The organism is Melioribacteraceae bacterium (assembly GCA_030584085.1).
Taxonomy (GTDB): domain Bacteria; phylum Bacteroidota; class Ignavibacteria; order Ignavibacteriales; family Melioribacteraceae; genus SURF-28.
This window is the reverse complement of record CP129490.1, coordinates 2,765,580-2,789,575: the sequence shown is the minus strand read 5'-3', so window position 1 is coordinate 2,789,575 and position 23,996 is coordinate 2,765,580. Positions and strand designations below refer to the sequence as shown.

The 23,996-nt window shown below is 34.7% G+C and carries 18 protein-coding genes and 1 tRNA gene; 9 read left to right on the top strand and 10 right to left on the bottom strand.

All coding sequences use genetic code 11. The features are described 5' to 3' along the window. Positions 1-89 precede the first annotated feature (89 nt). Positions 90-2,507, bottom strand: coding sequence for a T9SS type A sorting domain-containing protein (locus tag QY331_12725; protein ID WKZ68815.1), 2,418 nt, complete (start codon positions 2,505-2,507; stop codon positions 90-92). Between the two features lie 296 nt (positions 2,508-2,803). Between QY331_12725 and QY331_12720 the strand changes: the two genes are divergently transcribed. Then, positions 2,804-4,408, top strand: a complete 1,605-nt coding sequence (locus tag QY331_12720) for a phosphoenolpyruvate carboxykinase (GenBank protein WKZ68814.1) — start codon at positions 2,804-2,806, stop codon at positions 4,406-4,408. A 113-nt stretch (positions 4,409-4,521) separates the two neighbouring features. Then, positions 4,522-7,872, top strand: coding sequence for a PAS domain S-box protein (locus tag QY331_12715; protein ID WKZ68813.1), 3,351 nt, complete (start codon positions 4,522-4,524; stop codon positions 7,870-7,872). Here QY331_12715 and QY331_12710 read toward each other — a convergent pair. From QY331_12710 to mce, 7 genes are all read right to left on the bottom strand, one after another. Continuing rightward, complete coding sequence (locus QY331_12710; protein WKZ68812.1) at positions 7,869-9,968, bottom strand: alpha-amylase family glycosyl hydrolase; 2,100 nt, start codon at positions 9,966-9,968, stop codon at positions 7,869-7,871. The genes QY331_12715 and QY331_12710 overlap by 4 nt on opposite strands. Positions 9,969-10,211: 243 nt before the next feature. Next, positions 10,212-12,866 (bottom strand): M1 family aminopeptidase, encoded by a 2,655-nt coding sequence (locus QY331_12705; protein ID WKZ68811.1) that lies wholly within the window; start codon positions 12,864-12,866, stop codon positions 10,212-10,214. A gap of 71 nt (positions 12,867-12,937) precedes the next feature. Then, entirely contained in the window at positions 12,938-14,104 is a 1,167-nt protein-coding gene (locus QY331_12700) for a sodium ion-translocating decarboxylase subunit beta (protein ID WKZ68810.1), read from the bottom strand. A 2-nt stretch (positions 14,105-14,106) separates the two neighbouring features. After that, a complete protein-coding gene (locus QY331_12695; GenBank protein ID WKZ68809.1) occupies positions 14,107-14,544 on the bottom strand; it encodes a biotin/lipoyl-containing protein in 438 nt (145 codons plus the stop codon). A 12-nt stretch (positions 14,545-14,556) separates the two neighbouring features. Then, positions 14,557-15,003: an OadG family protein gene (locus QY331_12690; protein ID WKZ68808.1), complete on the bottom strand. Its 447-nt coding sequence runs from the start codon at positions 15,001-15,003 to the stop codon at positions 14,557-14,559. A 9-nt stretch (positions 15,004-15,012) separates the two neighbouring features. Beyond that, complete coding sequence (locus tag QY331_12685; protein ID WKZ68807.1) at positions 15,013-16,572, bottom strand: acyl-CoA carboxylase subunit beta; 1,560 nt, start codon at positions 16,570-16,572, stop codon at positions 15,013-15,015. A gap of 23 nt (positions 16,573-16,595) precedes the next feature. Continuing rightward, positions 16,596-17,006 carry a methylmalonyl-CoA epimerase gene (gene mce, locus QY331_12680; GenBank protein WKZ68806.1) on the bottom strand — a complete coding sequence of 137 codons (411 nt, stop codon included), beginning with the start codon at positions 17,004-17,006 and terminating at the stop codon, positions 16,596-16,598. Positions 17,007-17,256: 250 nt separating this feature from the next. Between mce and QY331_12675 the strand changes: the two genes are divergently transcribed. The 3 genes from QY331_12675 (at position 17,257) to QY331_12665 (ending at position 19,697) form a co-directional block, all read left to right on the top strand. Then, positions 17,257-17,328, top strand: a tRNA-Asn gene (locus QY331_12675). Between the two features lie 135 nt (positions 17,329-17,463). Continuing rightward, the gene (locus tag QY331_12670; protein ID WKZ68805.1) at positions 17,464-17,673 is read left to right on the top strand and encodes a cold-shock protein; all 210 of its coding nucleotides are present in this window, start codon (positions 17,464-17,466) and stop codon (positions 17,671-17,673) included. Between the two features lie 182 nt (positions 17,674-17,855). Continuing rightward, a complete protein-coding gene (locus QY331_12665; GenBank protein WKZ68804.1) occupies positions 17,856-19,697 on the top strand; it encodes a T9SS type A sorting domain-containing protein in 1,842 nt (613 codons plus the stop codon). Here QY331_12665 and QY331_12660 read toward each other — a convergent pair. Then, positions 19,640-20,479, bottom strand: a complete 840-nt coding sequence (locus QY331_12660) for a class I SAM-dependent methyltransferase (GenBank protein WKZ68803.1) — start codon at positions 20,477-20,479, stop codon at positions 19,640-19,642. The two genes, QY331_12665 and QY331_12660, sit on opposite strands and share 58 nt — an antisense overlap. Positions 20,480-20,625: 146 nt before the next feature. Here QY331_12660 and QY331_12655 point away from each other — a divergent pair, with 146 nt between their 5' ends. Next, positions 20,626-21,177 (top strand): nucleoside deaminase, encoded by a 552-nt coding sequence (locus QY331_12655; GenBank protein ID WKZ68802.1) that lies wholly within the window; start codon positions 20,626-20,628, stop codon positions 21,175-21,177. A 7-nt stretch (positions 21,178-21,184) separates the two neighbouring features. Here the strand turns inward: QY331_12655 and QY331_12650 are convergent, their stop codons facing one another. Continuing rightward, positions 21,185-22,177 carry an acyl-ACP desaturase gene (locus QY331_12650; protein WKZ68801.1) on the bottom strand — a complete coding sequence of 331 codons (993 nt, stop codon included), beginning with the start codon at positions 22,175-22,177 and terminating at the stop codon, positions 21,185-21,187. A gap of 159 nt (positions 22,178-22,336) precedes the next feature. On the opposite strand from QY331_12650, the gene QY331_12645 reads away from it, so the two are divergent. From QY331_12645 to QY331_12635, 3 genes are read left to right on the top strand one after another with little or no spacing between them, the layout of a single operon-like run. Continuing rightward, positions 22,337-22,771, top strand: a complete 435-nt coding sequence (locus QY331_12645; protein WKZ68800.1) for an SRPBCC family protein — start codon at positions 22,337-22,339, stop codon at positions 22,769-22,771. Between the two features lie 5 nt (positions 22,772-22,776). Next, positions 22,777-23,196, top strand: a complete 420-nt coding sequence (locus tag QY331_12640; protein WKZ68799.1) for a DUF1801 domain-containing protein — start codon at positions 22,777-22,779, stop codon at positions 23,194-23,196. A 10-nt stretch (positions 23,197-23,206) separates the two neighbouring features. Then, positions 23,207-23,986 carry a carboxypeptidase-like regulatory domain-containing protein gene (locus QY331_12635; GenBank protein WKZ68798.1) on the top strand — a complete coding sequence of 260 codons (780 nt, stop codon included), beginning with the start codon at positions 23,207-23,209 and terminating at the stop codon, positions 23,984-23,986. Positions 23,987-23,996: the final 10 nt, after the last annotated feature.

The following is a 23,996-nucleotide window of genomic DNA, read 5'->3' as shown; positions in this document are numbered from 1 at the left end:
AAAATATATTGAAAATTTCGTTGAGGGAATGGATATAAAAAAACCCAACTTCTTTTGAGAAGTTGGGTTTTTGGTAAATCTAAAAATCATTACTTAACCAGCATCATCTTTTTCATATCGACAAAATTCTTTTCGTTTGATGCGGCTTCAATTCTTAAGATATATAAACCGGATACATAATTTGCGGCATCCCAATTTAATGAATGAACGCCGGCTTCAAATGTGTTGTTTGCAAGATTCGCGATCTCTTCACCCATAATATTGTAAATTTTCAACACAACATTACTTCGGAATGGAAGACTAAAACTAATAGTCGTAGTCGGATTAAACGGATTCGGAAAATTTTGACTCAGTGCATATTCGGTCGGAATTTTATCTTCATCAACAGAAGTTGAAGGATCAACAACTAAAGTTCCGGAAACATTGTTTGTACCGTCCCAGAATCCACCACCACCTACATTATAACCGCCATATGAAAAACTTCCATCTTCAATTTGGAAACGACTTGCATAATAGTATGTTCCGCCTGAAAGTGAAGAACCAATATCTGCCATAAATTCATCATTATTTCCGGCATCAACATTAAATGCTGCTGACTTCCAAACATTTTCATTCCAAGTAGATGGGTCTGAATTTTCTGTGCTTACTCCAATCCAAGCCGATAAGCCCGGTGTTGCTCCGGGTATGCTTGTTACATCCTGAATCCATGTTTGAGCGTAAACTATAAATTCATTTCCTTCCTGAATATTTCCGTCAGGAGGCCATTGCAAATTACACCAATCAACGGTCGGCCCACCGATTGGATTAATTGTTAACACACCGGAGACATTATTAACACCATCCCAGAAACCACCTCCGCCGGCATTATATCCACCGTAAAATGATTTTACACCACCGGGAACAAAACGACTTGCATAATAATAAGTTCCGGGTGTAAGATTAGCTCCAATTTCAGCCATAAATTCATCGTTATTACCTACATCATCATTAAAAATTGCTGGAATCCATGCTTCAACAGGCCATTGAGCCGGATGAACATTTTCTGTGTGAACACCAATGTAAGCCGGTATTCCTTCGGTTGCACCAGGCACGGAAGTAACTCCATCAATCCATAGCTGAGCATAGACAGTCCCGCTTTCACCTTCAACAAATGACATTAACGGCGGCCATTGTAAATTGCACCATCCGATAGATGAAATATCAGGTAAGCTAAATAGTCCTTCACCGTTTACATTATTAACACCATCCCAAGCTCCGCCTTGGAATGCTCCATAGTAATAGTCACCGTTATTTAATCTGTATCGTGCTGCATAGTAAAATGAAAATGGTAATATTTCAATTTCTTTTAACAATTCACCAATGCTTAATGTAGCCATGTATTCGTCGTTATTTCCCACGTCAACATTGAAAATTCCGTTTGTCCAAGCTGACGCATCCCATGTACTTGGATCAGTATTTTTCAAGTTAAGCCCGAACCAAACTTCAATTCCTGCACCTTGTCCTTCACCGTCAGTCACTCCGGATTCATAAACCTGTCCATACACAGTAAACTCTAATTCATTTACAAGATTAACTTGAGGAGGCCATTGCAAATTTGCCCAATCAATTACAGTATCAGGAACTGATGAAACTGTTAAGACACCTGAAACATTATTTAAGCTATCCCAGGCTCCTCCGTTATAACCACCATAATAATAATTTAGTCCGTTTGTAATTTCATTAGAGCTTTTTGATACGTCAGGTACTTGATACAAAAATCTGCTTGCATAATAATAGGTTCCTTCGGAAAGCGAACTGCCGATTGCCGCTGTGTATTCATCGTTGTTGCCAACGTCACCGAGATAATCAGCTTCAACCCAAACTGATTCATCCCAGGTTGCCGGATTATCATTTGTGGTACTAACGCCAATCCATGAATAAATATTAGATCCTTGACCTGCTCCGCTAGTTACACCGTCCATCCAAACTTGTGCATAAACTGAAACAGAATCACCTTCCAGAATCGCAGCATTAGGAGGCCATTGCAGATTTGCCCAACCGATAGTCGGTAATGCATTTACCGTCAGAACTCCACTGTCGTTATTCCATGGACCTCCGGTTCCTCCATACCAATAAACTGCAGCATTCAACGGATTTAAACTTCTCACATCAACCGGCGGTTCATATAAAAATCTGCTGGCATAGTAATATGTTCCACCTGATAAATCACTACCTATTGAAGCTGTGAATTCATCGTTATTTCCTGCATCACCATTAAATGTTGCTGGGTACCATGAGTCCTCCGCCCATGTTGACGGGTCGGTATTTGTACTACTTACACCAATCCAAGCTTGAAGTCCATCTGACTGACCTGCTGAAGCTGTTACTCCGTCAATCCAAATTTGTGCATACACATTAAATGAACCACCCTCATTAATTTCGGCAGTCGGTGGCCATTGTAAATTGTACCATTGAGCTGATACGGAACCGACAAGAAAAAGAAATAGAATTAAGTAGATTTTTTTCATTAAGCTACCTCCCTAAATTATATTGTAATATAAGTTAATACAGTTTTCGTTAATAATATTAATTAAACTTTACATGGAGAGCACATGTAAAAAAAAATTGTGAGGGAAGCTGATTTTATATTTAACGGCATACAAAGCTAAGATTAATTGATATTCAATCAATTTTAAATAATAATATGAATCAAAATAATTAGAAACAGAATTAAAATCATTCTAAATCGATCAGTAATAATTTGGCAAAGCGAACGCTTTTGTTTAAATTTTTATAAACTTTTTCTAAAAATTTATGAGGAATAATGAAAACCAAAGTAAGAATTCTTGAAGAATTACAAGAATTAGGAATCAAAAATATTCTCGGTATTTATTACAATATGTCAACTCCTTCGTTGTATGAAAGAGCAATTTGCAGAAGAGAAGGAATGTTATCTCATTTAGGACCCTTGGTTGTTAGAACCGGTCAATATACCGGTAGAAGTCCTAACGATAAATTTATTGTTAAGGAAAAGACGAGCGATAAAAATATTTGGTGGGGAAAAGTAAATCGCCCGATTGATGAAGACAAATTTAACGGGCTTTATAAGAAAATGATTGCATATATACAGAACAAAGATATTTATGTTCAAGATTGTTATGCTGGAACGGATCCAAAATATAAAGTGCCGATAAGAATTATTACCGAATCTGCGTGGCACAGTCTTTTTGCTCGCAACATGTTTGTCAGAATTGAGGACAAAAAAGAACTCGAAAACTTAAAAACCGAGTTTACAATTATTCAAATGCCTAGTTTGCATGCTGAACCAGGTGACGACGGAACTAATTCAAATGTGTTCGTAATTGTGAATTTCGAAAAACGGATTGTACTTATCGGCGGCACTCCGTATGCCGGTGAAATTAAAAAATCTGTGTTTACAATATTGAATTATCTCAATCCATTACGAAATGTAATGTCAATGCACTGTTCAGCTAACGTTGGTAAAAATGATGATGTTGCTCTTTTGTTTGGGTTATCGGGAACGGGCAAGACAACTTTATCCGCTGATCCGGAAAGAAAATTAATCGGCGATGATGAGCATGGGTGGAGCGATACCGGCGTATTTAATTACGAAGGCGGTTGTTATGCTAAAGTAATAAATCTTTCAAAAGAAGCCGAACCGGATATTTATGAAACAACAAGAATGTTCGGTACAATATTAGAAAACGTAGCGTTTGATACTGATTCAAGAAAATTGGATTTAGATGACGGTTCCTTAACTGAAAATACTCGAGCAGCATATCCAATTACTCACATCAATAATATTGTTGAAAGCGGAATGGCGGGTCATCCTCAACATATAATTATGTTAACTGCCGATGCGTTTGGAGTTCTACCGCCAATCGCAAAACTTTCTACAGATCAAGCGATGTATCATTTTTTATCAGGTTACACTGCAAAAGTTGCAGGAACTGAAAAAGGTGTAACAGAACCCAAAGCAACATTCAGCACATGTTTTGGTGCTCCATTTATGCCTCTGCATCCATCGGTTTATTCAAAATTGTTGGGTGAAAAAATTGAGAAACATAACTCGGCTTGCTGGTTAATAAATACCGGTTGGAGCGGCGGCCCGTATGGTGTCGGCAGCAGAATGAAAATTAAATATACACGTGCTATGTTAACTGCGGCTCTCAACGGTGAGCTGGATAATGTAAAAACAAATCCGGATCCAATTTTCGGTTTGCAAGTTCCGGATGAAATTCCGCATGTTCCGAAAGAAGTTTTAAACCCACGAAACACATGGGAAGATAAAGATGCCTACGATAAATCAGCTAAAAAATTAGCTGATATGTTCCATGAAAACTTTAAGGATTTTGAAGAATACGTAAATGATAATGTTAAGAAATCCGGACCGACTTACAGAAGTTAAATTATTTGGGGATGTTTAAAACACATCCCCTGATATATTAATCCAGCCAATATTTAATTAAACATACTTATTTCCTATATTCGATAGTAGTATTCCAATCAATAATCGGATTAATGAAAACAACTTCTGAAATCTTGTTAAACACTTTTTTAGATTCTGCTCCTATCGGAATATTAATCTTTGATGAAGAACTAAGAATAACTTTTTTGAATGAAAGCTTTTTTTCTTTCGGAATTTCAACAGCTTTTACCAAAGATGAATTATATGGTAAATCAATTTTAAATGAACAGAAAATTGGTCTTGGCTCACTTGCAAAACAATTTCAAAATTTAATTAAGGGAGATGGATTTGAAGTTGAATTATCCAAAACCAGAGCAACAAATGGCAGTGCGATTAAAATAATTGTTAAAGGTGTTCCGATCTTTGAAGAAAACAAATTCAAAGGCGGAGTTATAATTATTGAAGATATCAAATCAATTTCATCACCTGAGGAGCAAAAATATGATTATCAATCATTACTAGAAACTCTCTCTCCGATTGCCGATATAATTTTTATTACGAACATGAGAGGTGAAGTAATTTATAATTCTTCATCACACCGCATAAAAATAAAAAAGGAAATAAAATTTGTTAGAGAATTATTTGAAAAAGATTGTGAAAAAGCATTAGACAATCTTTATGAAAAAGCAAAACAAAATATTGTAGAGAAAAAAGAGATTAACCTTCCCTTAAGTAAACTTTATGATAATAATTTTGTCAATGTTAAGGTCATTCCAATCTCCGGCAACAACACTACAACACTTGTTCTTATTAAAGATGTAACAAAAGAACTCGAAGAAAAAATAGCTTTTGAAAGTGAACTAAATGAATTACGTCGATATCAAGCAATCACTTCGTCAATTGTTGATGCAGTGATTGGAATTAATTTCAAAGGTGAAATTAGATTTTGGAATGAATCCTCTGAGAAAACGTTTAACTATACAAAGAGTCAAGTCTTCGGGAAATTTATAGATATAATTTTCCCATCATTAAATGGAGATTACTTCCAAATATTACGTGATGAACTATTAGAAAAAAAACATTGGGAAGGTGAACTTACCGTAGATAAGGGTGAAGATAATAAGGAGTTTTACGATGTAAGAATGGGCATAACCGGAGAAGGAGATAAACAATCCATAGTCATTTTATGCTCGAGTGTTACAGAAAGATATAATCTAGAAAAAGAACTTCGGCAATCCGAAGAAAGATTTCGTAACATAGTCACAAATTCACACGAATACATTTGCACAATTGATCTTAATGGAAGAATTCAATACGTAAATCCATATTTTGTTAAAACTTTTGGTTACTCCGATGAAGAACTCTCAAATAAGTATTTTTCAGATTTGGTTGATATTGAGTATCTCCAAGAAAATGAATTTACAATTTCTCCGAAAAATCTCGATTCGATGCAAGCCAGAGAGTTGCCGCTGGTAAAAAGTAACGGCGAGGTAATATTTGTTCTTGCCAGCTTTGCTTCGGTACACGATTTAGAAAACAAGCCAAAGTATTATATAGCTGTACTAACTGATATTACTCAAAAAAAGCAAGCTGAAAAGGATTTACTGTTAATCAAAACGGTTTTTGAAGCATCTCAAGATGGTATTGCGGTAACTGTTAACGGTACAATAATTCTTGTGAATAACTCATTCTCAAGCATGTTAGGTTATAATTCGGAAGAAGATTTGGTTGGAAGTAATTTTTATAAACTAATCGATCCAACGGTAAGAGAAGAAATCCAAGAAAATTTTGTTGAAATTGAAACCGGAGCCGCCGAATCTTCTCGTATGGAATTTGATTTAATTAAAAAGGATGGAAGTAAACTTCCTGTGGCAAATTCCATTGCAAAGTACGGTGTTGACGAAAGCATGTTCTTAGTTTCGGTTTTGCGAGATGTCACAGTTGAAAAATCAAGCCGTGAAGAATTGAGAGCAAGTGAAGAACGTTATAGAAGTATTACAGAAAATATTGAAGAAAGTTTATGGACTGCTGAAGAAAAAGATGGCAAGTTAAAGGTAGTTTTATATACACAGGCGATTAAAGATATTACCGGATTTACTGTTGATGAATTTTTAACTGATGAGAAGTTATGGATGAAAATAATTCATCCTGATGATGCAGAATCTATTCTAACAAAAATAAACAGATTATACTCTGATCCCGGAAGAACTTCTGAAGCATTCGAATATAGAATTATTAGCAATTCAGGAAGCATTGTTTGGATTGAAAATAAAATTAATATTATCCGAAAAGATAAAGGTAGAATCCATCGTATTTATGGTTTAGTGAGCGATATATCTTATAAAAAGAAAGCCGAGGAAGAACTAAAAAATTCTGCTGAGAATCTAAAAAAATTGAATGAAGCAAAAGATAGATTTCTTTCGATAATTTCGCATGATTTGAGAACTCCGTTCAGTTCAATAATCGGGTTTACGGATTATTTACTTGGTGAACAAAATGTTTCAGAAGAAAAACAAAGAAATTATATAAAGCTGATTCAAGATTCATCAAAAAGTATGCTCTCGCTTGTAAACTCTTTATTGGATTGGACACGAATTCAAACAGGAAGAATTAAATTTGAACCGGAAAGAATTAATGTTAGAGAAGTTGTTAAAAAATCTTTTAACATGTTATCCGGTACCGCACTCCAAAAGAAAATAGAAGTGAATTTAAATGTTGAAGAAGATGTATTCGTTCATGCTGATTCAACACTTTTACTGCAGGTGTTCAATAATTTGATTTCGAACGCAATTAAGTTTACGAACGACGGCGGAAATATTTCTATATCTGCCGAACCGGTTGTTGAAAAAAGAGCTTTTCAATTTCATGTTAAAGATAACGGAGTTGGTATAAAAGAATCTGATATCGATAAGTTGTTTAATGTTGATTCAAAATTTACTACACCTGGGACATCGGGCGAAAAGGGAAGTGGTTTGGGTTTATCTTTAGTCAAAGAAATTATTGAAAAACATGGCGGTGAAATTTCTGTTAAATCTATATTGGGCGATGGTACTGAATTTATATTTACCATCCCGGTATCATCAATGAATATTTTACTTGTCGATGATACTAGAACCGATCGATTATTATATTCAAAATTAATTCGAAACTTTCTGCCAAGTTATACAATCATTGAGGCGTCGAATGGTGAGGAAGCTTTGAAATCCATCATTGAATCACCCCCGGCAATTGTAATTACTGATCACTATATGCCGGAAATGAGCGGTTATGAATTGGTAAAACAGATAAAAATTCTTGATGTAAAATTTAAGCCACCGGTAATTGTACTTTCAAGCGACATCACTCTTGCGATATCGGAAGAATATGCGGAACAGGGTGTTGAGTTTGTATTCCAAAAACCCGTAAACTTGAAATCATTTAAAGAGGCTTTGGAAATATCTTTAAAGAAAGCTATCTATAGTTAATTTACTTTCTTTAACACAGCACCGGAACTCACTTCTACTTTATAAATTCCATCAACTGTTTCTAACACTTTCGTCCCGGCGTATTTTGAATTCACAAGTACTTCCCATTTGCCTTCCGGTAGAGAATATTCTGTTTTGATTTTTCTATCGGCATTAAATAAAACAAGAAATTCATCAGTTTCATGCGATACAGTATAAGCGAATGAAAACGGTGTTCTTTTATTTTCAATAAAATTTATATTTTCATAATCAGCGTGTCGGAATGCAGAATAAGTTTTTCTTAATTCGATCAATCCACGGTAATAATCGAATAAGCCATAATTAATATCAACGTGATCATAATTGATGTAGTTTACATCATTATCTTTGTTGTAAGTGTTATGATCAATTTGACCTTTATGCGAATCTTCAACTTCAATATCTATCGGAATAACTTTAGATCTAGCAAATTCTTGTCCGGAGTGTATCATTGTTATTCCTTGCGAAGTCATAAGGAATAATGCACCAAGTTTATTTAACTTTTGTTCAAGAAGAGTTAGTTTTACATGTTTATCAACATCTCTAATGATTTCGTCAGGCTTTACATTTCGTAATCCTATTCTAATAAAATCCCCTAAAGTATATCCATCATGTGATTCTAAATAATTAACAGAGTGTTCTTTCTTTTGAAACAATCCCAAAGAATCTTTTACTAATGTTCCGTTTACATAGCTTTTAACTCGTTGAGGTGAGTTATTTCCATACCACTCGCCAAAAATCCAACCTAAACCATTTACCGGGTTTTCACCTTTAATTCCATTTCTGATTTGATCATTCCAGGCACCCCAACCGCGCATTGAGAATCCTTGCGGATCGTATCCGCCGCCCCAAGGTTCACAGACAAACACTACTTGTGGGTTTACCTTTTTTGCCTCGTGAATAATGTCTTCGATTGTTTGCCAATCGATTAGTTTCCCAAGGTCAAATCGAAACCCATCTATATGATATTCTTTCATCCAGTACAAAATTGAATCGATAATTAATTTACGGACCATCGGCCGCTCGGTTTTTAAATCGTTGCCGCAATAACTTTCTGCAATAAAATTTCCGTTATCATCAAGTCTGAAGTAATATTCTTTATCAATTTGTTTCAGGTTGCCAAGTTCATATTCTGAGAGATGATTGTAAACTACATCCAGCATAACAGCAATGCCATCTCGATGAAATGCTTTTACCATATCTTTAAATGCATTTACTTGTTTTGCTTCCTTTCCCATCCAAGTATTGGTTTTGAATTCTTTCCAATCTTCGGCGTAATATGCCTCCGGAGCAAAGTATGCCGCAGTCATATATCCCCAATGGTTTCGTTCATAAGGATTCCATGTATTAAATCGGCCATCGAGTGAATCTTCGAAAGGGATTTCCATATTCCCAAACTCTTGTGCGGGAAGTAACTCAACAGTGTTTACACCAAGTTTTTTAATATAATCTAATCCACCTCGTATTCCTTTTTCGGTAAGACCTTTATAGGTTCCGGGATTTGCTGCTCCTGCTGTAGAGTGTATTGACATATCACGAACATGCATTTCATAAATAATTAAATCTCGCCAATCTTGTTGAATCCATTCATCACCTTCCCATTCATAATCTCTATTATATACAATAGATTTTCTTGGATTCATGTAAGTATTAAATGTTGTAACAGCTTTCGCATAAGGATCGATACATAAAACTTGTTCGGGATTTCCTATTTCGTCCTCTTTATGATAGACTTTGAAACCATAATAAAGTCCGTGTAAATCACCTTCCAAAATTATTTCCCAAACCGCATCTTTATCGCGCTTCATTTTATGAGTTTGACCAACGCTGTCTTCAACATTTTTAAAAGTTACCAGCTCAACTTCGACCGCATTTGGAGTAAATAATCTAAAATAAGTTTTGCCGTCAATAATAAATGAACCTAACTGTTTATTGGAGTAATATGAGTTTAGTTCAGCTTCACGTTGTTCTTTAACGTTTTCAAGTATTGTAGATTTCTCTTGGACAAACAAATTTTCACCTGCTAAGATTGTTGTTAGAATAAATGATAAAAATACTATAGTTGATAAATTTTTCATCTTTGTTTCTTATAATTTCTGGATTATGCAACTTAAGAAAAAATGAAGATTGAGTGAAACAAAAATTATTATTTAAATATTATCGAATATTTTTCGTAGTATTTTATATAATCTAACATTTGTTTGGATTTCTCGATTTGAATTATTTGGAGGACGAGGGTGTGATTATTTTGTGGTAGTACTATAAATTAGAATGATTTGAAAAAGATAGGGGATATTCGATGAACATCCCCTATCCAAAATTTATTTCATTAAAACTGCTTTTTGAACTGCGTGAAATTTACCGCCATCAAATTTTATTAAATAAATTCCGGAAGCTAAATGTGATGCATTCCAATTGAATTTGTGGATGCCGCTTTCAAAATTATCATTAATTATTTCATCAACTTTCTGTCCAATAATATTATAAACGGAGATGTTCACATGTTCGTTTGAAGGTAAAGCGAATTCAATAGTTGTAGTCGGATTGAATGGATTTGGATACACAGATTTCAACTCAAAAACATTTACAACCGACTCTTTATCTTCTACTGAAGTAAGAGGTTCGCCAATTAAATTGACTATTATATATTCTAAATTGCTTGAAAGTTCTGTATAATCAAAATTGAGTGGCTTACATGCCAGCAATGCAAATTTCCCTAGATCTTCTGGACTAGAAATCACTCCGACACCTCTTGGCTCATCAAATCCCTCTGTTGATTGATAGAGTAAAGTTGATGATACAGAATTTAACTGCGTATTAAATACATTAATAAATGTTTGATTTGCAGTAACAGTAATATTACTTAAACCGGGTTCGACACTTTGAAAATCTTTTAATGTAGTAAGCGCAGAAGTATGCCAAGTGATTCCTAAATACTCTAATAAATTATCATCAATAAAAGATTTGCCAGAAGGGGTGATCAACAATAAATTACCTCCGGCATTTAAATAGTCGTTCATCAATTGTTTATCAAATTTGTTTGCATCGCTGCCGCTCGAAACCCAAATTATTGTTGAGTATCTGCGAACTGTTGACATAGTTAAATCTCCATTTCCCTCTGGCACCGGAAGTGCGGAGGGATAACCACCTGATGGCTGCTGTTGTAAATCCCAAAATGAAATCGGCAGGTTTCCCCAAAAAGATTTTTGTTCATACGAGTTATTTACGTCATCATTCCATGTTAAACCGTTTACTAAAAGAATACCTTTATCTAGCGGTGGATCAATCATTAACTCTGTTACATCTCTTAATATCCAATAGTTCGGATCAAATGAAACCGCAAATGGCTCTTTTAAAACAGAAAATTCAAAATTTTGTGATGCGGTTGAATCCCAGACAATGAATGATTCTTCGGAGCCGTCTGTATATTCAACAACTAATTCAATTGGCATCTTAAAAGTTGGACCCACTGATTGAGTTTGTTCAATTATTCCCGATACAGAAAATAATCCGGCCGTCTGATCACTAGTCCAGCCAAATTTATATTTTGGATAACCTTCGCCATAAATCCATTGTTGAAAGAACCAGTCCAAATTCATACCGGAGGTGGCTTCAGCAACACGTTGGAAATCCTCTGTGACTGCTGATGCATGTCTTACCTGTTCATCATGAGCATAGTTGTACATTGTTTGGAAGAAAGCTTCGTCACCAATTACACCTCTAAGCATATGTAAAACAATCGAACCTTTCGCGTAACTTCTTACACCGCTGAAAATTTCGTTTATGCTATTGATGTTTTGCACGTATATTGATCCTGTTGCAAATTTTGCGGAACGCATATTGGATTGGACATCATCCATAAAAGCATCATGACCATATGCGGCTTCCCAATAAAGAGATTCGCTATAAGTTGCAAATCCTTCATTCAACCAAATATTTTGCCAATCGGCACAAGTTATCATGTCACCAAACCAATGATGTGCTAGTTCGTGGGCAATTGTCGCAGTATTGTATGCGAATGAACCCATCGAAGTCATAGTTTGATGTTCCATTGCACCGCCAAATAAACATTCAGCATGACCGTATTTTTCATCAACAAAAGGATACATTCCATACATGTCTGAAAAAACATCTAACATATTAATGGTTTCTTTTAAACTGTTGATTCTTGATTGTGTGTGATTTTGCGGAAAATTATAACTAATAACTAACATAGAATCAGTTGGGGAGTAGTTCCAGTACTCTTGAAAAGTTTCATAAGGAGCAATCGCAAGCGAAATCAGATAATGGGCAATCGGATATGATTCATGATACTTATAAGTATGTGTTCCATTTCCATTATCTATTATATCTTCTAAAGTACCGTTAGAAGCCGGAATAAAATCATTTCTGCAAGTTATCCAAATATCTGCCGAATCTGGTTTGTCGGCGGGACTATCTTTACAAATCCACCAATCCGGTGCGCCGTATGGTTCACTTAATGTCCAGATCACATCATAATTTGTATCGTATTCAAAACTACCCATGCCTGATGAGCCGGGAACACCTTCGTAAGTTACTTCAACCGTAAACTCATTACCATCATTAACTGCTGAATCGAAATTTAGAGTAATTTTATTATTATCCTTAACGTATGCCGAGGTAGGATTCCCGTTAACTTTTATTTCATTAATTGTGAAGTGATTTCTTAGATCGAAGAAAGCAGAATTGATATTGCCTATTGCTTTAGCGGAAATTGTAACAACTCCTTCAAGATAGACGACATCAGTTTTGCTTTCATCATAAGTAATATTTAGATCCAGCTTGTAGTAAGTTACATCAATATTTTGATCGCCGGGATATTGGATTTGATTTAACTTGTTACTTTTCTCATAAGCTGCAATTTTGGAATGAGCACAAATAAATTTTGAATCTGCTTGTGAGAAGGCAATAGTAGATACAAAAATGAAAGTGAAAAAGGTAAGTAACTTCTTCATTTAACCCCCAGTTAGGAATAGTGAAATAACAAAGATAAGATTATCTTTATAAAAATTAATGCAAAAAAATGTCAGATAATTTGCATCAGAAAACTTAATAGAATACCGGCCGCGACAGCTGAACCAATTACACCGGAAACATTTGGTGCCATCGCATGCATAAGCAGATAATTTGTTTTGTCTTCTTTTAATCCTAAATGTTGAACAACGCGAGCACTATCAGGTACTGCTGAAACCCCGGCGGCACCAATCATTGGATTTAGTCTGTTATCACCTTTTAAAAATATATTCATAACTTTTGCAAAGAGAACACCTCCGGCAGTGGCGATCATAAAAGAAACGGCGCCAAGTACGAAAATTAAAATAGATTGCGGTGTTAAAAAAGTTGTTGCTTGAGTTGAAGCCCCGACAGTCAATCCGAGCAGAATTGTAACAATATCAATCAGTGGTCTTGAAGCGGTTTCGGCTAATCTTTTTGTAACACCGGATTCTTTGAGCAGGTTGCCAAAGAACAGCATACCTAAAAGCGGCAAGCCACCTGGGGAAATAAATGTGGTTAGTAATAGCCCAACGATAGGGAAAAGAATACGTTCGGTTTTACCAACGGAACGAGGTGGTTTCATTTTAATTCGGCGTTCTTCTTTGGTTGTAAGTAATTTTATTATTGGTGGTTGTATTACAGGTACTAATGCCATGTATGAATATGCAGCTATTGCAATTGCACCTATTAATTCGGGAGCTAATTTAGAGGATAGAAAAATCGCAGTTGGTCCGTCTGCTCCACCAATAATACCAATTGAAGCTGCTTGTTGTGGTGTAAATCCTAGGGCAAGAGCAGTGATAAAAGTAAGAAAAATTCCAACCTGAGCCGCAGCTCCGAGTAGCATTAGTTTAGGATTTGAAATTAATGTTGAAAAATCGGTCATCGCCCCAATACCTAAGAAGATTAACGGGGGATAGATTCCTTTAAGTACACCAAAGTATAAATAATTGAGAACACTGCCTTCTTCATAAATACCTAAAGAAAGACCGGCACTTTCAAGAAAGGGAATATTTCCAACTAGGATACCAAAACCGATTGGGACAAGAAGTAACGGTTCATACTCCTTAGCAATTCCGAGGTAAATAAAACATGATCCAACAATAAGCATAAGTAAATGCCCAATCGTTAAATTCGCAAAACCTGTATACTGAACAAAAACACTAAATCCGTCAACTAAATCTTTCAAGATTTCCATCATTAACTCCCAATCTCAACTAGTACGTCACCTTCAAGTACGGAATCCCCGGTTTTAACTTTAACGGCAGTTATTTTCCCTTCCTTATCCGAAGAAATATTATTCTCCATTTTCATCGCTTCCATAATCAGAAGCCTATCGCCGCTTTTGACTATATCGCCTTCCTTCACAAATATTTGTAAGATTGTTCCCGGAAGCGGAGCTTTTATATTTCCTGCTCCCTTTTTTTCAGAAGGTTTACTTGTTTTGGCTCTATCGCTTTCGGACGAAGGGATGGCTACTTCGCGTATTAACTTTGGAGTTTTTGTCGTTTTAATTTCTTGCTCTATCTCGACTTCATACTTCGAACCGTTTACTTCAACTATAGCAATATTATCTTCAATGCTGTGTAATTCGACATCGTACTTGTTTCCGCGAAGAGTGAACTTAAATTTTTTCATATTATTTCCTGTTTATCTTTTGCCCGGGTACTGTCTTAAACCGTATATTTTTGAACTCCAAGGTGAATACGGACGTTGTACTTTTTTGATGGTGATTATTGTACTTTCAAAATCATGAACTTCTCTAAAATGAAGAACTAACGCCATCGAAATAGCGGCTGTTACTTCTCCGGATATTGATACTTCATTATTTTCTTCAGTTAACTTTCCCGACTCTTTTAGTTTCTTCCGAACGTTGTAATTTATAATTTTTGTTATGTTCAGGAAGACTACAAACAAGAATAAAAGAGATAGAAAAACAATTGTATATCCTAGTACAGTAATTATTAAACTATCTTGCGTAATATTTTCCAATGTAAAATGAAGATCGGGTAACTCACCTGAGACAGAATTCACTGTAGATGCTACACTATCTTTAATTGCTTGTAAAGTATCTGATTGTTGTACTATTTCATTCATCGATTTCTCTTATAAAGGCATATTTGAATGTTTCTTTGGTGGATTTTGATCTTTCTTGGTACTCAACATTTGTAATGCACGGATAATACGAAATCTTGTATTCCGTGGTTCAATAACATCATCTATATAACCATATTTAGCTGCAACATATGGATTTGCAAATTTGTTTTTATATTCTTCTTCTTTTTCGGCAATAAAAACGGCTCTTTCATGCTCGTCTTTAATCTCTTTTAACTCTTTCGCATGTAAAACTTCAATGGCACCTTTGGGACCCATGACCGCTATTTCAGCCGCCGGCCAAGAATAGTTTATATCACCACGTAAATGCTTGGAACTCATAACGTCGTAAGCACCGCCGTAAGCTTTTCTTAATATTATAGTCACTTTCGGAACGGTTGCTTCTCCGTAGGCAAATAGAAGTTTTGCACCATGTAAAATAATTCCGCCATATTCTTGAGCAGTACCTGGTAAGAATCCTGGAACATCAACTAATGTTACAATTGGGATATTAAATGAGTCACAGAATCTTACAAATCTTGCGGCTTTTCGTGAAGCATTTATATCTAACACACCGGCTAAATAACTAGGTTGATTGGCAACGATACCAACGGACATTCCATTAAATCTTGCGAAACCGGTGACAATGTTTGGTGCATATCTTCTTTGAACTTCCAAAAATTCATTATAGTCAACAACAGAGTGAATTACGTCTTTTACATCATAAGGTTTGTTCGGACTTTCTGGAATAATTTCGTTTAATGTATCATCAAGTCTGTCAATCGGATCGTCACATGCGGCAAGAGGAGGTTCCTCTAAATTATTTTGAGGCAAGTAACTGAGTAATTTTCTTATTAATAGAATTCCTTCATTCTCATCATCAGCTACAAAATGCGCAACACCCGATTTTGTACCGTGTACACTTGCACCTCCTAAATCTTCTTCACTTACTTCTTCCCCGGTAACTGTTTTAACAACTTTTGGACCTGTTACAAACATGTAACTTGTTCCTTTGGACATGATAGTAAAATCTGTTAAGGCAGGCGAATAAACAGCACCACCGGCACAGGGACCAAAGATTGCAGATATCTGTGGAATCAACCCGGATGCTAAAATATTTCTTTGGAAGATATCAGCATAGCCACCGAGACTTTTAACACCTTCTTGAATACGAGCACCACCACTATCGTTTATACCAATTACCGGAGCACCAACTTTCATTGCCTTATCCATTACTTTACAAATTTTCTGGGCATACATTTCTGAGAGGGATCCGCCAAATACTGTAAAGTCTTGCGAAAAAACATAAACTAGTCTTCCGTCAATAGTACCGTAGCCTGTAACAACACCATCAGAAAGATAACTTTGTTTGTCTAAACCGAAATCAACTGTACGATGTGAAACGAACATATCAAATTCTTCAAAACTTCCTTCATCCAAAAGCATATCAATTCTTTCACGCGCTGTATATTTACCTTTTTGATGTTGTGAAGCGATTCTTTTTTCACCACCGCCTAAACGTGCTTTCGCACGCATATCCATCAACTCTTGAATCTTATCTTGAATAGGCATTTTGTCTCCGTTTAAATTCTCTTTTAATTTTCTGCTTTTTCACAGAATTCTGTCAAAACTCCAAAGGTAGATTTTGGGTGAAGAAATGCTATGTTCATTTCTTCCGCACCTTTACGTGGTTGTTTGTCAATTAGCTGAATTCCCTGTTCATTTATTTCAGAAAGTGCATTTTCCAAACCAGGTACATTAAATGCGATATGATGAATACCTTCTCCACGTCTATCAATAAATTTTCCTATTGGTCCCTCAGGATCAGTTGATTCAAGTAATTCGATCTTTGTTTGTCCCACCATAAAAAAAGCTGTTTTTACTTTTTGATCGGTTACTTCTTCAATAGCATAACATTTTAATCCAAGTACATTTTCATAATATTTTATAGCTTCATCCATATTTTTAACAGCAATACCGATATGCTCTATATGTGTAATTTCCATTTTTACCTCAATGTTTAATTTGACCTATCTACAATTAATGTGCCTAACTAGCAAAGGAATTAAGAAAAATATTCTAGGCTTATATTCTTAAAACAAACTTTTAATTCTACGTGTAAATTAACAAAATCAGAATTAAGGAAAATTTTCTCAATAATTGGAATGTATTTCAAGATATGAAAAGGTTTAAGATTGATTGCAATAAATTCTTGACAAAAAATGAATTTAACCATATTTTTAGTGCTCAATTTATTCCGCGTTAGCTCAATGGTAGAGCATTCGGCTGTTAACCGAAGGGTTGTAAGTTCGAATCTTACACGCGGAGCGAAGAAACTGAAAGGTTTCTTTTAAGTAGAACTTGAGCAATACAGATGTAAAAATTTGTAGTGAGATTTTTAGTTGTAGGCGCTCTGTTCGAAGTAATAAATAATTTATTTTTAACAAAACAGCGGGATGTTAAATGGCAGAGCGCGAAAAAGGAACTGTAAAATGGTTCAACAACTCTAAAGGTTACGGTTTCATTACTCGTGAAAATGGTGAAGATGTATTTGTACATTTTCAATCAATTCAAGGTGATGGATACAAATCTTTAGACGAAGGTCAAAAAGTTGAATTTACAGTTGCACAAGGCCAAAAAGGTTTGCAAGCTCAAGATGTAACAAAAGCTTAAGTTCTTGTAAAACTTTTCTTTAGAAACCCGTCATTTACTGACGGGTTTTTTATTTTAAAAACACATACGTTTTGAGTTCATTCCAAATTTGTAACCAATAAATAATATTCTTGATTAAATAAGATGTTGAGCCTATTTTTAGTTCTAAGAATACTATTAATCAATTGAAAGAAAGTAGTTCCATGTATTTAATTAGAGTACTAATTGCGTTATTACTCTCCAATTCGCTATTTGCACAATCCTATGGTGAAATTTATTTTTATGATGAACTCAACGGAATGAAAATATTTCGCAATCAATTAATAAATAAATATGTACTTTCAATAACTGAAGACGGTGGTGATACATGGGATGCCATTCTTGAGGGGACTAATATGAAAGGTCTCTCCATGTTATCTGCTCAAGAGTTATTTGTTGGTTATCAAAATAATGGAATACGTTTCTCTGAAGATGGAGGTGCTAGCTGGGAAACTAAGCCTTTGGTTGAGTCTTCGGTTTATGTTAAAGGAATTCAATTTAAAAACAGTAATTATGGTATAATATCTGCCGATCGCGGAGTTTTCATTACAACAGATAGTGGAGAAAATTGGACTGAAACTACAATGGATCATAATTGGTTAGATGTATTGGGAACTAGTTTTATCCAAGCAAATAAGGGATGGTTAGTAAAGGAAGATGGCTCGGTTTATAAATATAAACAAAATGGAGCAAGTAGTGACTGGACATTTATTAGTGATTTAGGTGGTGTTTGTTATGGGAATAATGCTGGAGTCACTTTTGTTGATTCCTTAATTGGGTATGCCGTTGGTCGCCAATACTCTTATAAAACAACAGATGGAGGCAATTCGTGGAATAAAATTCCCGCAGCAAGTTTAAGAAACATTCACGGTTACTTTGTAATAAACAAAGATAAAATTTTATTGTGTGGCGAAAAGGGCATCATGTACAGTAATAATGGAGGCTCATCCTTTTCAACTAAATATTACAAAGGAATTGAAGTTCAATCTATTCATTTTATTGACTCTTCTTATGGATGGGCAATCGATAGCGAGGATAATATTATTAAAACGACAGACGGCGGTCTAACATGGAGCGATGGTATTGTTGCAAATAATTTTCCGCCTACAATTATATCTGTAATCGACCGCCCTTATGATAATGGCGGTTATGTTCTTCTTGAATTTGAAAGAAGCGATTTGGATGGTCTAAATAATTCTGAAGTAATAACAGATTATAATGTTTACAAAATAATTCAAAATAAAAAAGTAATGACCGAGCGAATCAAACCGTCGGGACAGGATACATATGTCGTTGAATTAAGTACCATTGCCGATTCAAATAAAAGTGGAAAGAATTTAGTGTACTTTCAAATTGATGCGGTAACTCAAAATGCAAAGTATTACTCATCAAATGTTGCATCCGGTTACTCAGTGGATAATATTAGTCCCGAACCGCCCTCTTCATTGAATGGAATACTCTTTTCAAATAACATAGAGTTAAATTGGAAGCATAGTAATTCATCAGATGTAACAAACTATTACATTTATAGATCATTCTCGGAAAATTTTATAATTGACACGCTGAATATTTATTCTGAGGTTGATGATTCAGTATATATTGATAGTTCAATCCCTGTTGGGGAAACTGATTATCTTTATTATGCAGTTTATGCAGTTGATGCCTCCGGAAATATTTCTAACAATAGTGCAAAAGTTTCAGTCTCATTAGTAACTGTGGGAGTAGGTAATGATGCTATCCCCACTGAGGTAAACCTATTTCAGAATTATCCGAATCCATTCAACCCGGAGACACTAATTGAATTTCACCTTGATCAAATGAGTGCTGTAAAATTAGAGATTTTTGATTCGAATGGGGAATTAGTTAAAGTGTTGTTGGATGAAAAATATGCTACCGGTAAGCATTCAATGAAATTTAATGCAAGCAGTTTAAGCAGCGGTGTTTATTTTTATAAACTTTCTACGAGAAATAGAACAATCACAAAAAAAATGATTTTATTAAGATAATGGATTTCCCTTTTCTGTACTATCCATAACGCACCCTCTAAATAGTTATTAATAAAACTACATTCCACGGCTTGATTATCAACATAAGCAGTAACAAATTTTTCTAATTCCGGATTCATTGTTATTAATTCAGTAGCATGATTTTTTATTAATGTTAAGTACTCTTGATTGATCTTTTCGTTCACTCCGGTCGTGTTGATTTGTTGAACTATTACATCTCCAAAAGCAGTTAATGCATTTTTAGTTTCACTATAAGAAAGACAATATTCGTAACCTTTTCTTTTTGGAATTGATTCGGATTTTAAGTAAGCGTCGTCAACTATAATATATCCGCCGGGTTTAACTTGTGTTCTCAATTTCCCGACTGTTTCTGTTGTGCTTCCCAATATTCCACCGAGTGAGGCAAATACTACCAAATCATAGTCTCGATTAACTTTAATAAAATCATAAATGTCTTCGTTAATGAATGAGCAGAGATGAGATACGTTGTACTCGGACGCTTTTAAATTAGCCTCATCAAGAAATTCTTGCATTGCATCTATACCTGTAACATTAAAACCATATTTAAATGCAATATTAATTGCAACTGCTCCCTTACCACAACCAAGATCAAGTGCATTAACATTTTCGGAAGGGAACATCAAAGTTCCGACAACAGATATAATTTGATCTAACGAACAACCCATACTCCACAAATCTTGCAATAGATAAGGGAGATAGGGAAGCATTCTATTATCAGCTTCTAAAGAGTCAGTTACAGATTTGATGGTTCTTTCAGTCATGTCTTCAATCAAATTTAATTTATGATAAAAGAAACATTCTAGATGATCTAGCAAACGTAAACAATAATTAGAAATTTATCGCATTTTTTTGAACATTTGTAAATACAATCAATTTTTAATGAATAAAAAATTTTACAGGCAGGTAAATGACTACATCAAAAACTATAGCACTTCCAAATTGGGTAAATGAAATTGATAAAAATGTTGTTCTTAATTCAATAGATGATAAAATGAATTTTGTTCTTGATTTAGCGATTAAGAATATAACAATGAAAACCGGCGGCCCATTTGCTGCAGCTATATTTAATCAGAAAACTAATGAACTTGTTTCTGTTGGTCTAAATGTTGTTGTTGAAAATAATTGTTCAGTTGCTCATGCCGAGGTTGTTGCGATAATTAATGCTGAAGAAAAATTAAAAAGATTCAGATTAGATGACACGGAGTATGAATTGATTTCGAGTGCACAGCCTTGTGTTATGTGCAATGGCGCGGTGCTTTGGTCAGGTGTTACTAAATTAGCTTACGGTGCTAACAAAGATGATGTGGAAAAAATAGTTGGATTTGACGAAGGTCCGCTCCATCCGAATTGGATTGAAGAATTTAAACAACGCGGAATAACTGTAGAACCAAATATACATAATGAAAAATCTCGAGAAGTTCTTCAACTTTATAAGGATAATGAAGGAATTCTTTACTAGACGGATTTTATTCCATCACAAAAATACGATCGTAAACTAAATCAAATGAGAAAGATTTTTTCTCTGTTCGTTTCTCAATATACTCGGCAACTTTTTCTAATCTTTTAGGAATCATCATTATTTTATCTTGTGCTTTTCGGCCTAGATCATTTAATCCTTCCAGAACTTCGATATTCCAGAATGCAATAGCTTCTTCTACAATTTTTTTATAATCGCGAGGGCCATAAATTCCGGCTCTTCTAATTACGTCAGCCATTTCTCTGAAATTAGGCATTGAAATTCCGGGCATATCAATTGCGGGTAAAATATTCGCTGCGGATTCTAATGCTCTGTTAGGATCAATTTCTAGAATTGACTTAAATACGTTTCGGTAAAATGTATAATGTTTTGCTTCGTCTGCAGCAATACTATTGAGTATCCCGTTGATTAACGGTTCTTGTTCACCAACATGCTCGCCGGTATTTTTGTGTGAAATTTGGGTAGCTCTTTCTTGTAAAGTAGTATATACAAAAACACGATACGGATCTTTGTCCCAATCAGGTTCAAATCCCTTTTCTTGATAAACATATTGCATCTGCTCAAGTTTTGAAAAATTGAATAACCTGCTGTCGCGTGCATAATCTCTCAACACACCGCCATGTCTGTCCTCTTCAGCAGTCCACATATTATTCCACTTAGACCAAAAACTATCATCACCAAGGTATTTAGAAAGTAATCTGTGAAAATGCGGAAGACCTTCTTCAGTAATTAAATTCAATCCTAAAGCGACACGGGCAGAGTCTTTAATTCCTCTAACTCTTTCCCGAAGTTTTAGTAATGCTTTTTCATCATCTTCAGAATTTTTTTCATCGGCCGGAAGATAATCACTTGAGAACCAAAGCTTTCTCTTCTTTAGATGAGTTTCCATCCATACTTTAACATTTTCTTCCAGTAACGCGAGCACTTCAGCTTTTGATTCAGTTTCGGTTGATTCATTTTGCTGCGGTTTAATAATCGTCATAACTTTCCTTTTCAGCGAAATAACTATTTAACATTATTAAAAGACAAAATAGCTTATTATATTTATAAAATCTAACAGCCCTTTACTATGATGTGTAAAAGATTTGTAAAAAATCACTCAATCAATTAAGTTGTCTTAACTATAAACTTGGGGGTATTAATGAAATATCAACTAGAAGTAAATATCCAGAAACCAATAGATGAAGTTGTAAAACTGTTTATAACACAAGAAAATCTCTTTAAATGGATGCCGGGTTTAAAGAAGTTAGAACTAATTGCAGGTGAAAAGGGAAAGCCAGGTTCAAAAACTAAGTTGTTTTTTGATATGAACGGAAAAGAGATTGAGATGATAGAAACTTTGCATATAAGTAACTTACCTGAAGAGTTTACGGCTACTTTTGAAGCGAAAGGAGTTGTTAACAAGCAAACTACGCGTTTTAAAAAAATAGATGAAAATAATACGCTATACGAAAGTGATAATGAATTTTATTTCAGAGGGTTCATGAAAATTATGAACCTAATGTCCAGTGCTTTTAAGAAACAATCAAGAAAATATCTTGAAGCATTTAAAAAATTTGCAGAAAACGAAGGATAACTAAGATGGCAAAAGTTGTTATTAAAACAAGAAAGAATAATCAAAGTGTCGAAGCCTTCATAAATACAATAGAGAATCCCAAGCGGCGAGAAGATTCTTTTGTGGTTTTAGATTTGATGAAAAAGATAACGAAAGAAGAACCTAAAATATGGGGAACAAGTATTGTCGGTTTTGGCAATTATCATTACAAATATTCTAGCGGAAGAGAGGGTGATTGGTTTGTTACGGGATTCTCACCCCGGAAAGCAAGTTTATCTCTTTATATCATGTCAGGATTCAAGGAGTATGAAGAATTGCTTTCCAAATTGGGTAAATTTAAAACAGGTGTTTCTTGTTTGTATATTAATAAATTAGAAGATGTTGATATGACAGTTTTAAAAAAACTGATAAAGCTTTCGGTAAAAAAGATGAAGTCCAATAAATAATAACAATAAAATGAGCAAAACAATTTATTTTCTATTTGTGGTAACAATTCTTTTTACATTCACGAGTTGTGGAGAGAATCCGAGTGAATATGTTGGAGATTCTGATCCGACCAAATCCGGTGTCATAACCGGAACAGTTATTGATAAAACTTCAGGTGAAAGTTTATCCAATGTAAAAATTTACGTAAAAGAAATTATGGCTGAATCAGATTTCTTAGACTCAGCTTTAACTGATGACGCGGGACGATTTTCTATCTTTGATGTTTACGAACAAGAATATTATTTAGAGTTCTGCACTAAAGGATATAATACTAAAATCCTTTTGGTAAGTGTAGAAGACACTCTGCGTTTATTTGAACCTGTTGGATTAGAGAGACACAAATATCCATATGAATACTTTTACATTGATGAATTTCCTATTGAACCGAAAAATAATGGATATTATTACAGAATAGATCCAAACTACTTTAACGAAGACAGAAGTTGGACAGTTCAGTATGACGAAACACCAAATCGTGTTTCTAAAATTCATCGTAAACTTGATTCACTATCCATCAGTTTGATAAGAGATGATATCAAGGTTGATACTCTTTGGTATAAATTTTTTCAATATGAATGCGGCGCATTGTTAATTGAAGATAAAGCTGATCTTGTAATAAAACTTACGGAAAATAATCCTGATATGGTTAGTCACAATTTTATTCCTTACGATTTTGATATCTCCAAATGGCAAAACTGTGTAAGCGATACTTCAAAAATGTTTGCACGATATTACTTTTTTGAACATTAGGATAAGCAAA

What these genes read in the sequence shown, in the direction of transcription:
- mce (WKZ68806.1), bottom strand. Translation starts at nt 17,006, where the DNA reads ATGGAAATTACACATATAGAGCATATCGGTATTGCTGTTAAAAATATG.
- QY331_12645 (WKZ68800.1), top strand. Translation starts at nt 22,337, where the DNA reads ATGAAATATCAACTAGAAGTAAATATCCAGAAACCAATAGATGAAGTT.
- QY331_12725 (WKZ68815.1), bottom strand. Translation starts at nt 2,507, where the DNA reads ATGAAAAAAATCTACTTAATTCTATTTCTTTTTCTTGTCGGTTCCGTA.
- QY331_12700 (WKZ68810.1), bottom strand. Translation starts at nt 14,104, where the DNA reads ATGGAAATCTTGAAAGATTTAGTTGACGGATTTAGTGTTTTTGTTCAG.
- QY331_12650 (WKZ68801.1), bottom strand. Translation starts at nt 22,177, where the DNA reads ATGACGATTATTAAACCGCAGCAAAATGAATCAACCGAAACTGAATCA.
- QY331_12705 (WKZ68811.1), bottom strand. Translation starts at nt 12,866, where the DNA reads ATGAAGAAGTTACTTACCTTTTTCACTTTCATTTTTGTATCTACTATT.
- QY331_12715 (WKZ68813.1), top strand. Translation starts at nt 4,522, where the DNA reads ATGAAAACAACTTCTGAAATCTTGTTAAACACTTTTTTAGATTCTGCT.
- QY331_12710 (WKZ68812.1), bottom strand. Translation starts at nt 9,968, where the DNA reads ATGAAAAATTTATCAACTATAGTATTTTTATCATTTATTCTAACAACA.
- QY331_12665 (WKZ68804.1), top strand. Translation starts at nt 17,856, where the DNA reads ATGTATTTAATTAGAGTACTAATTGCGTTATTACTCTCCAATTCGCTA.
- QY331_12695 (WKZ68809.1), bottom strand. Translation starts at nt 14,544, where the DNA reads ATGAAAAAATTTAAGTTCACTCTTCGCGGAAACAAGTACGATGTCGAA.
- QY331_12685 (WKZ68807.1), bottom strand. Translation starts at nt 16,572, where the DNA reads ATGCCTATTCAAGATAAGATTCAAGAGTTGATGGATATGCGTGCGAAA.
- QY331_12635 (WKZ68798.1), top strand. Translation starts at nt 23,207, where the DNA reads ATGAGCAAAACAATTTATTTTCTATTTGTGGTAACAATTCTTTTTACA.
- QY331_12670 (WKZ68805.1), top strand. Translation starts at nt 17,464, where the DNA reads ATGGCAGAGCGCGAAAAAGGAACTGTAAAATGGTTCAACAACTCTAAA.
- QY331_12640 (WKZ68799.1), top strand. Translation starts at nt 22,777, where the DNA reads ATGGCAAAAGTTGTTATTAAAACAAGAAAGAATAATCAAAGTGTCGAA.
- QY331_12690 (WKZ68808.1), bottom strand. Translation starts at nt 15,003, where the DNA reads ATGAATGAAATAGTACAACAATCAGATACTTTACAAGCAATTAAAGAT.
- QY331_12720 (WKZ68814.1), top strand. Translation starts at nt 2,804, where the DNA reads ATGAAAACCAAAGTAAGAATTCTTGAAGAATTACAAGAATTAGGAATC.
- QY331_12660 (WKZ68803.1), bottom strand. Translation starts at nt 20,479, where the DNA reads ATGACTGAAAGAACCATCAAATCTGTAACTGACTCTTTAGAAGCTGAT.
- QY331_12655 (WKZ68802.1), top strand. Translation starts at nt 20,626, where the DNA reads ATGACTACATCAAAAACTATAGCACTTCCAAATTGGGTAAATGAAATT.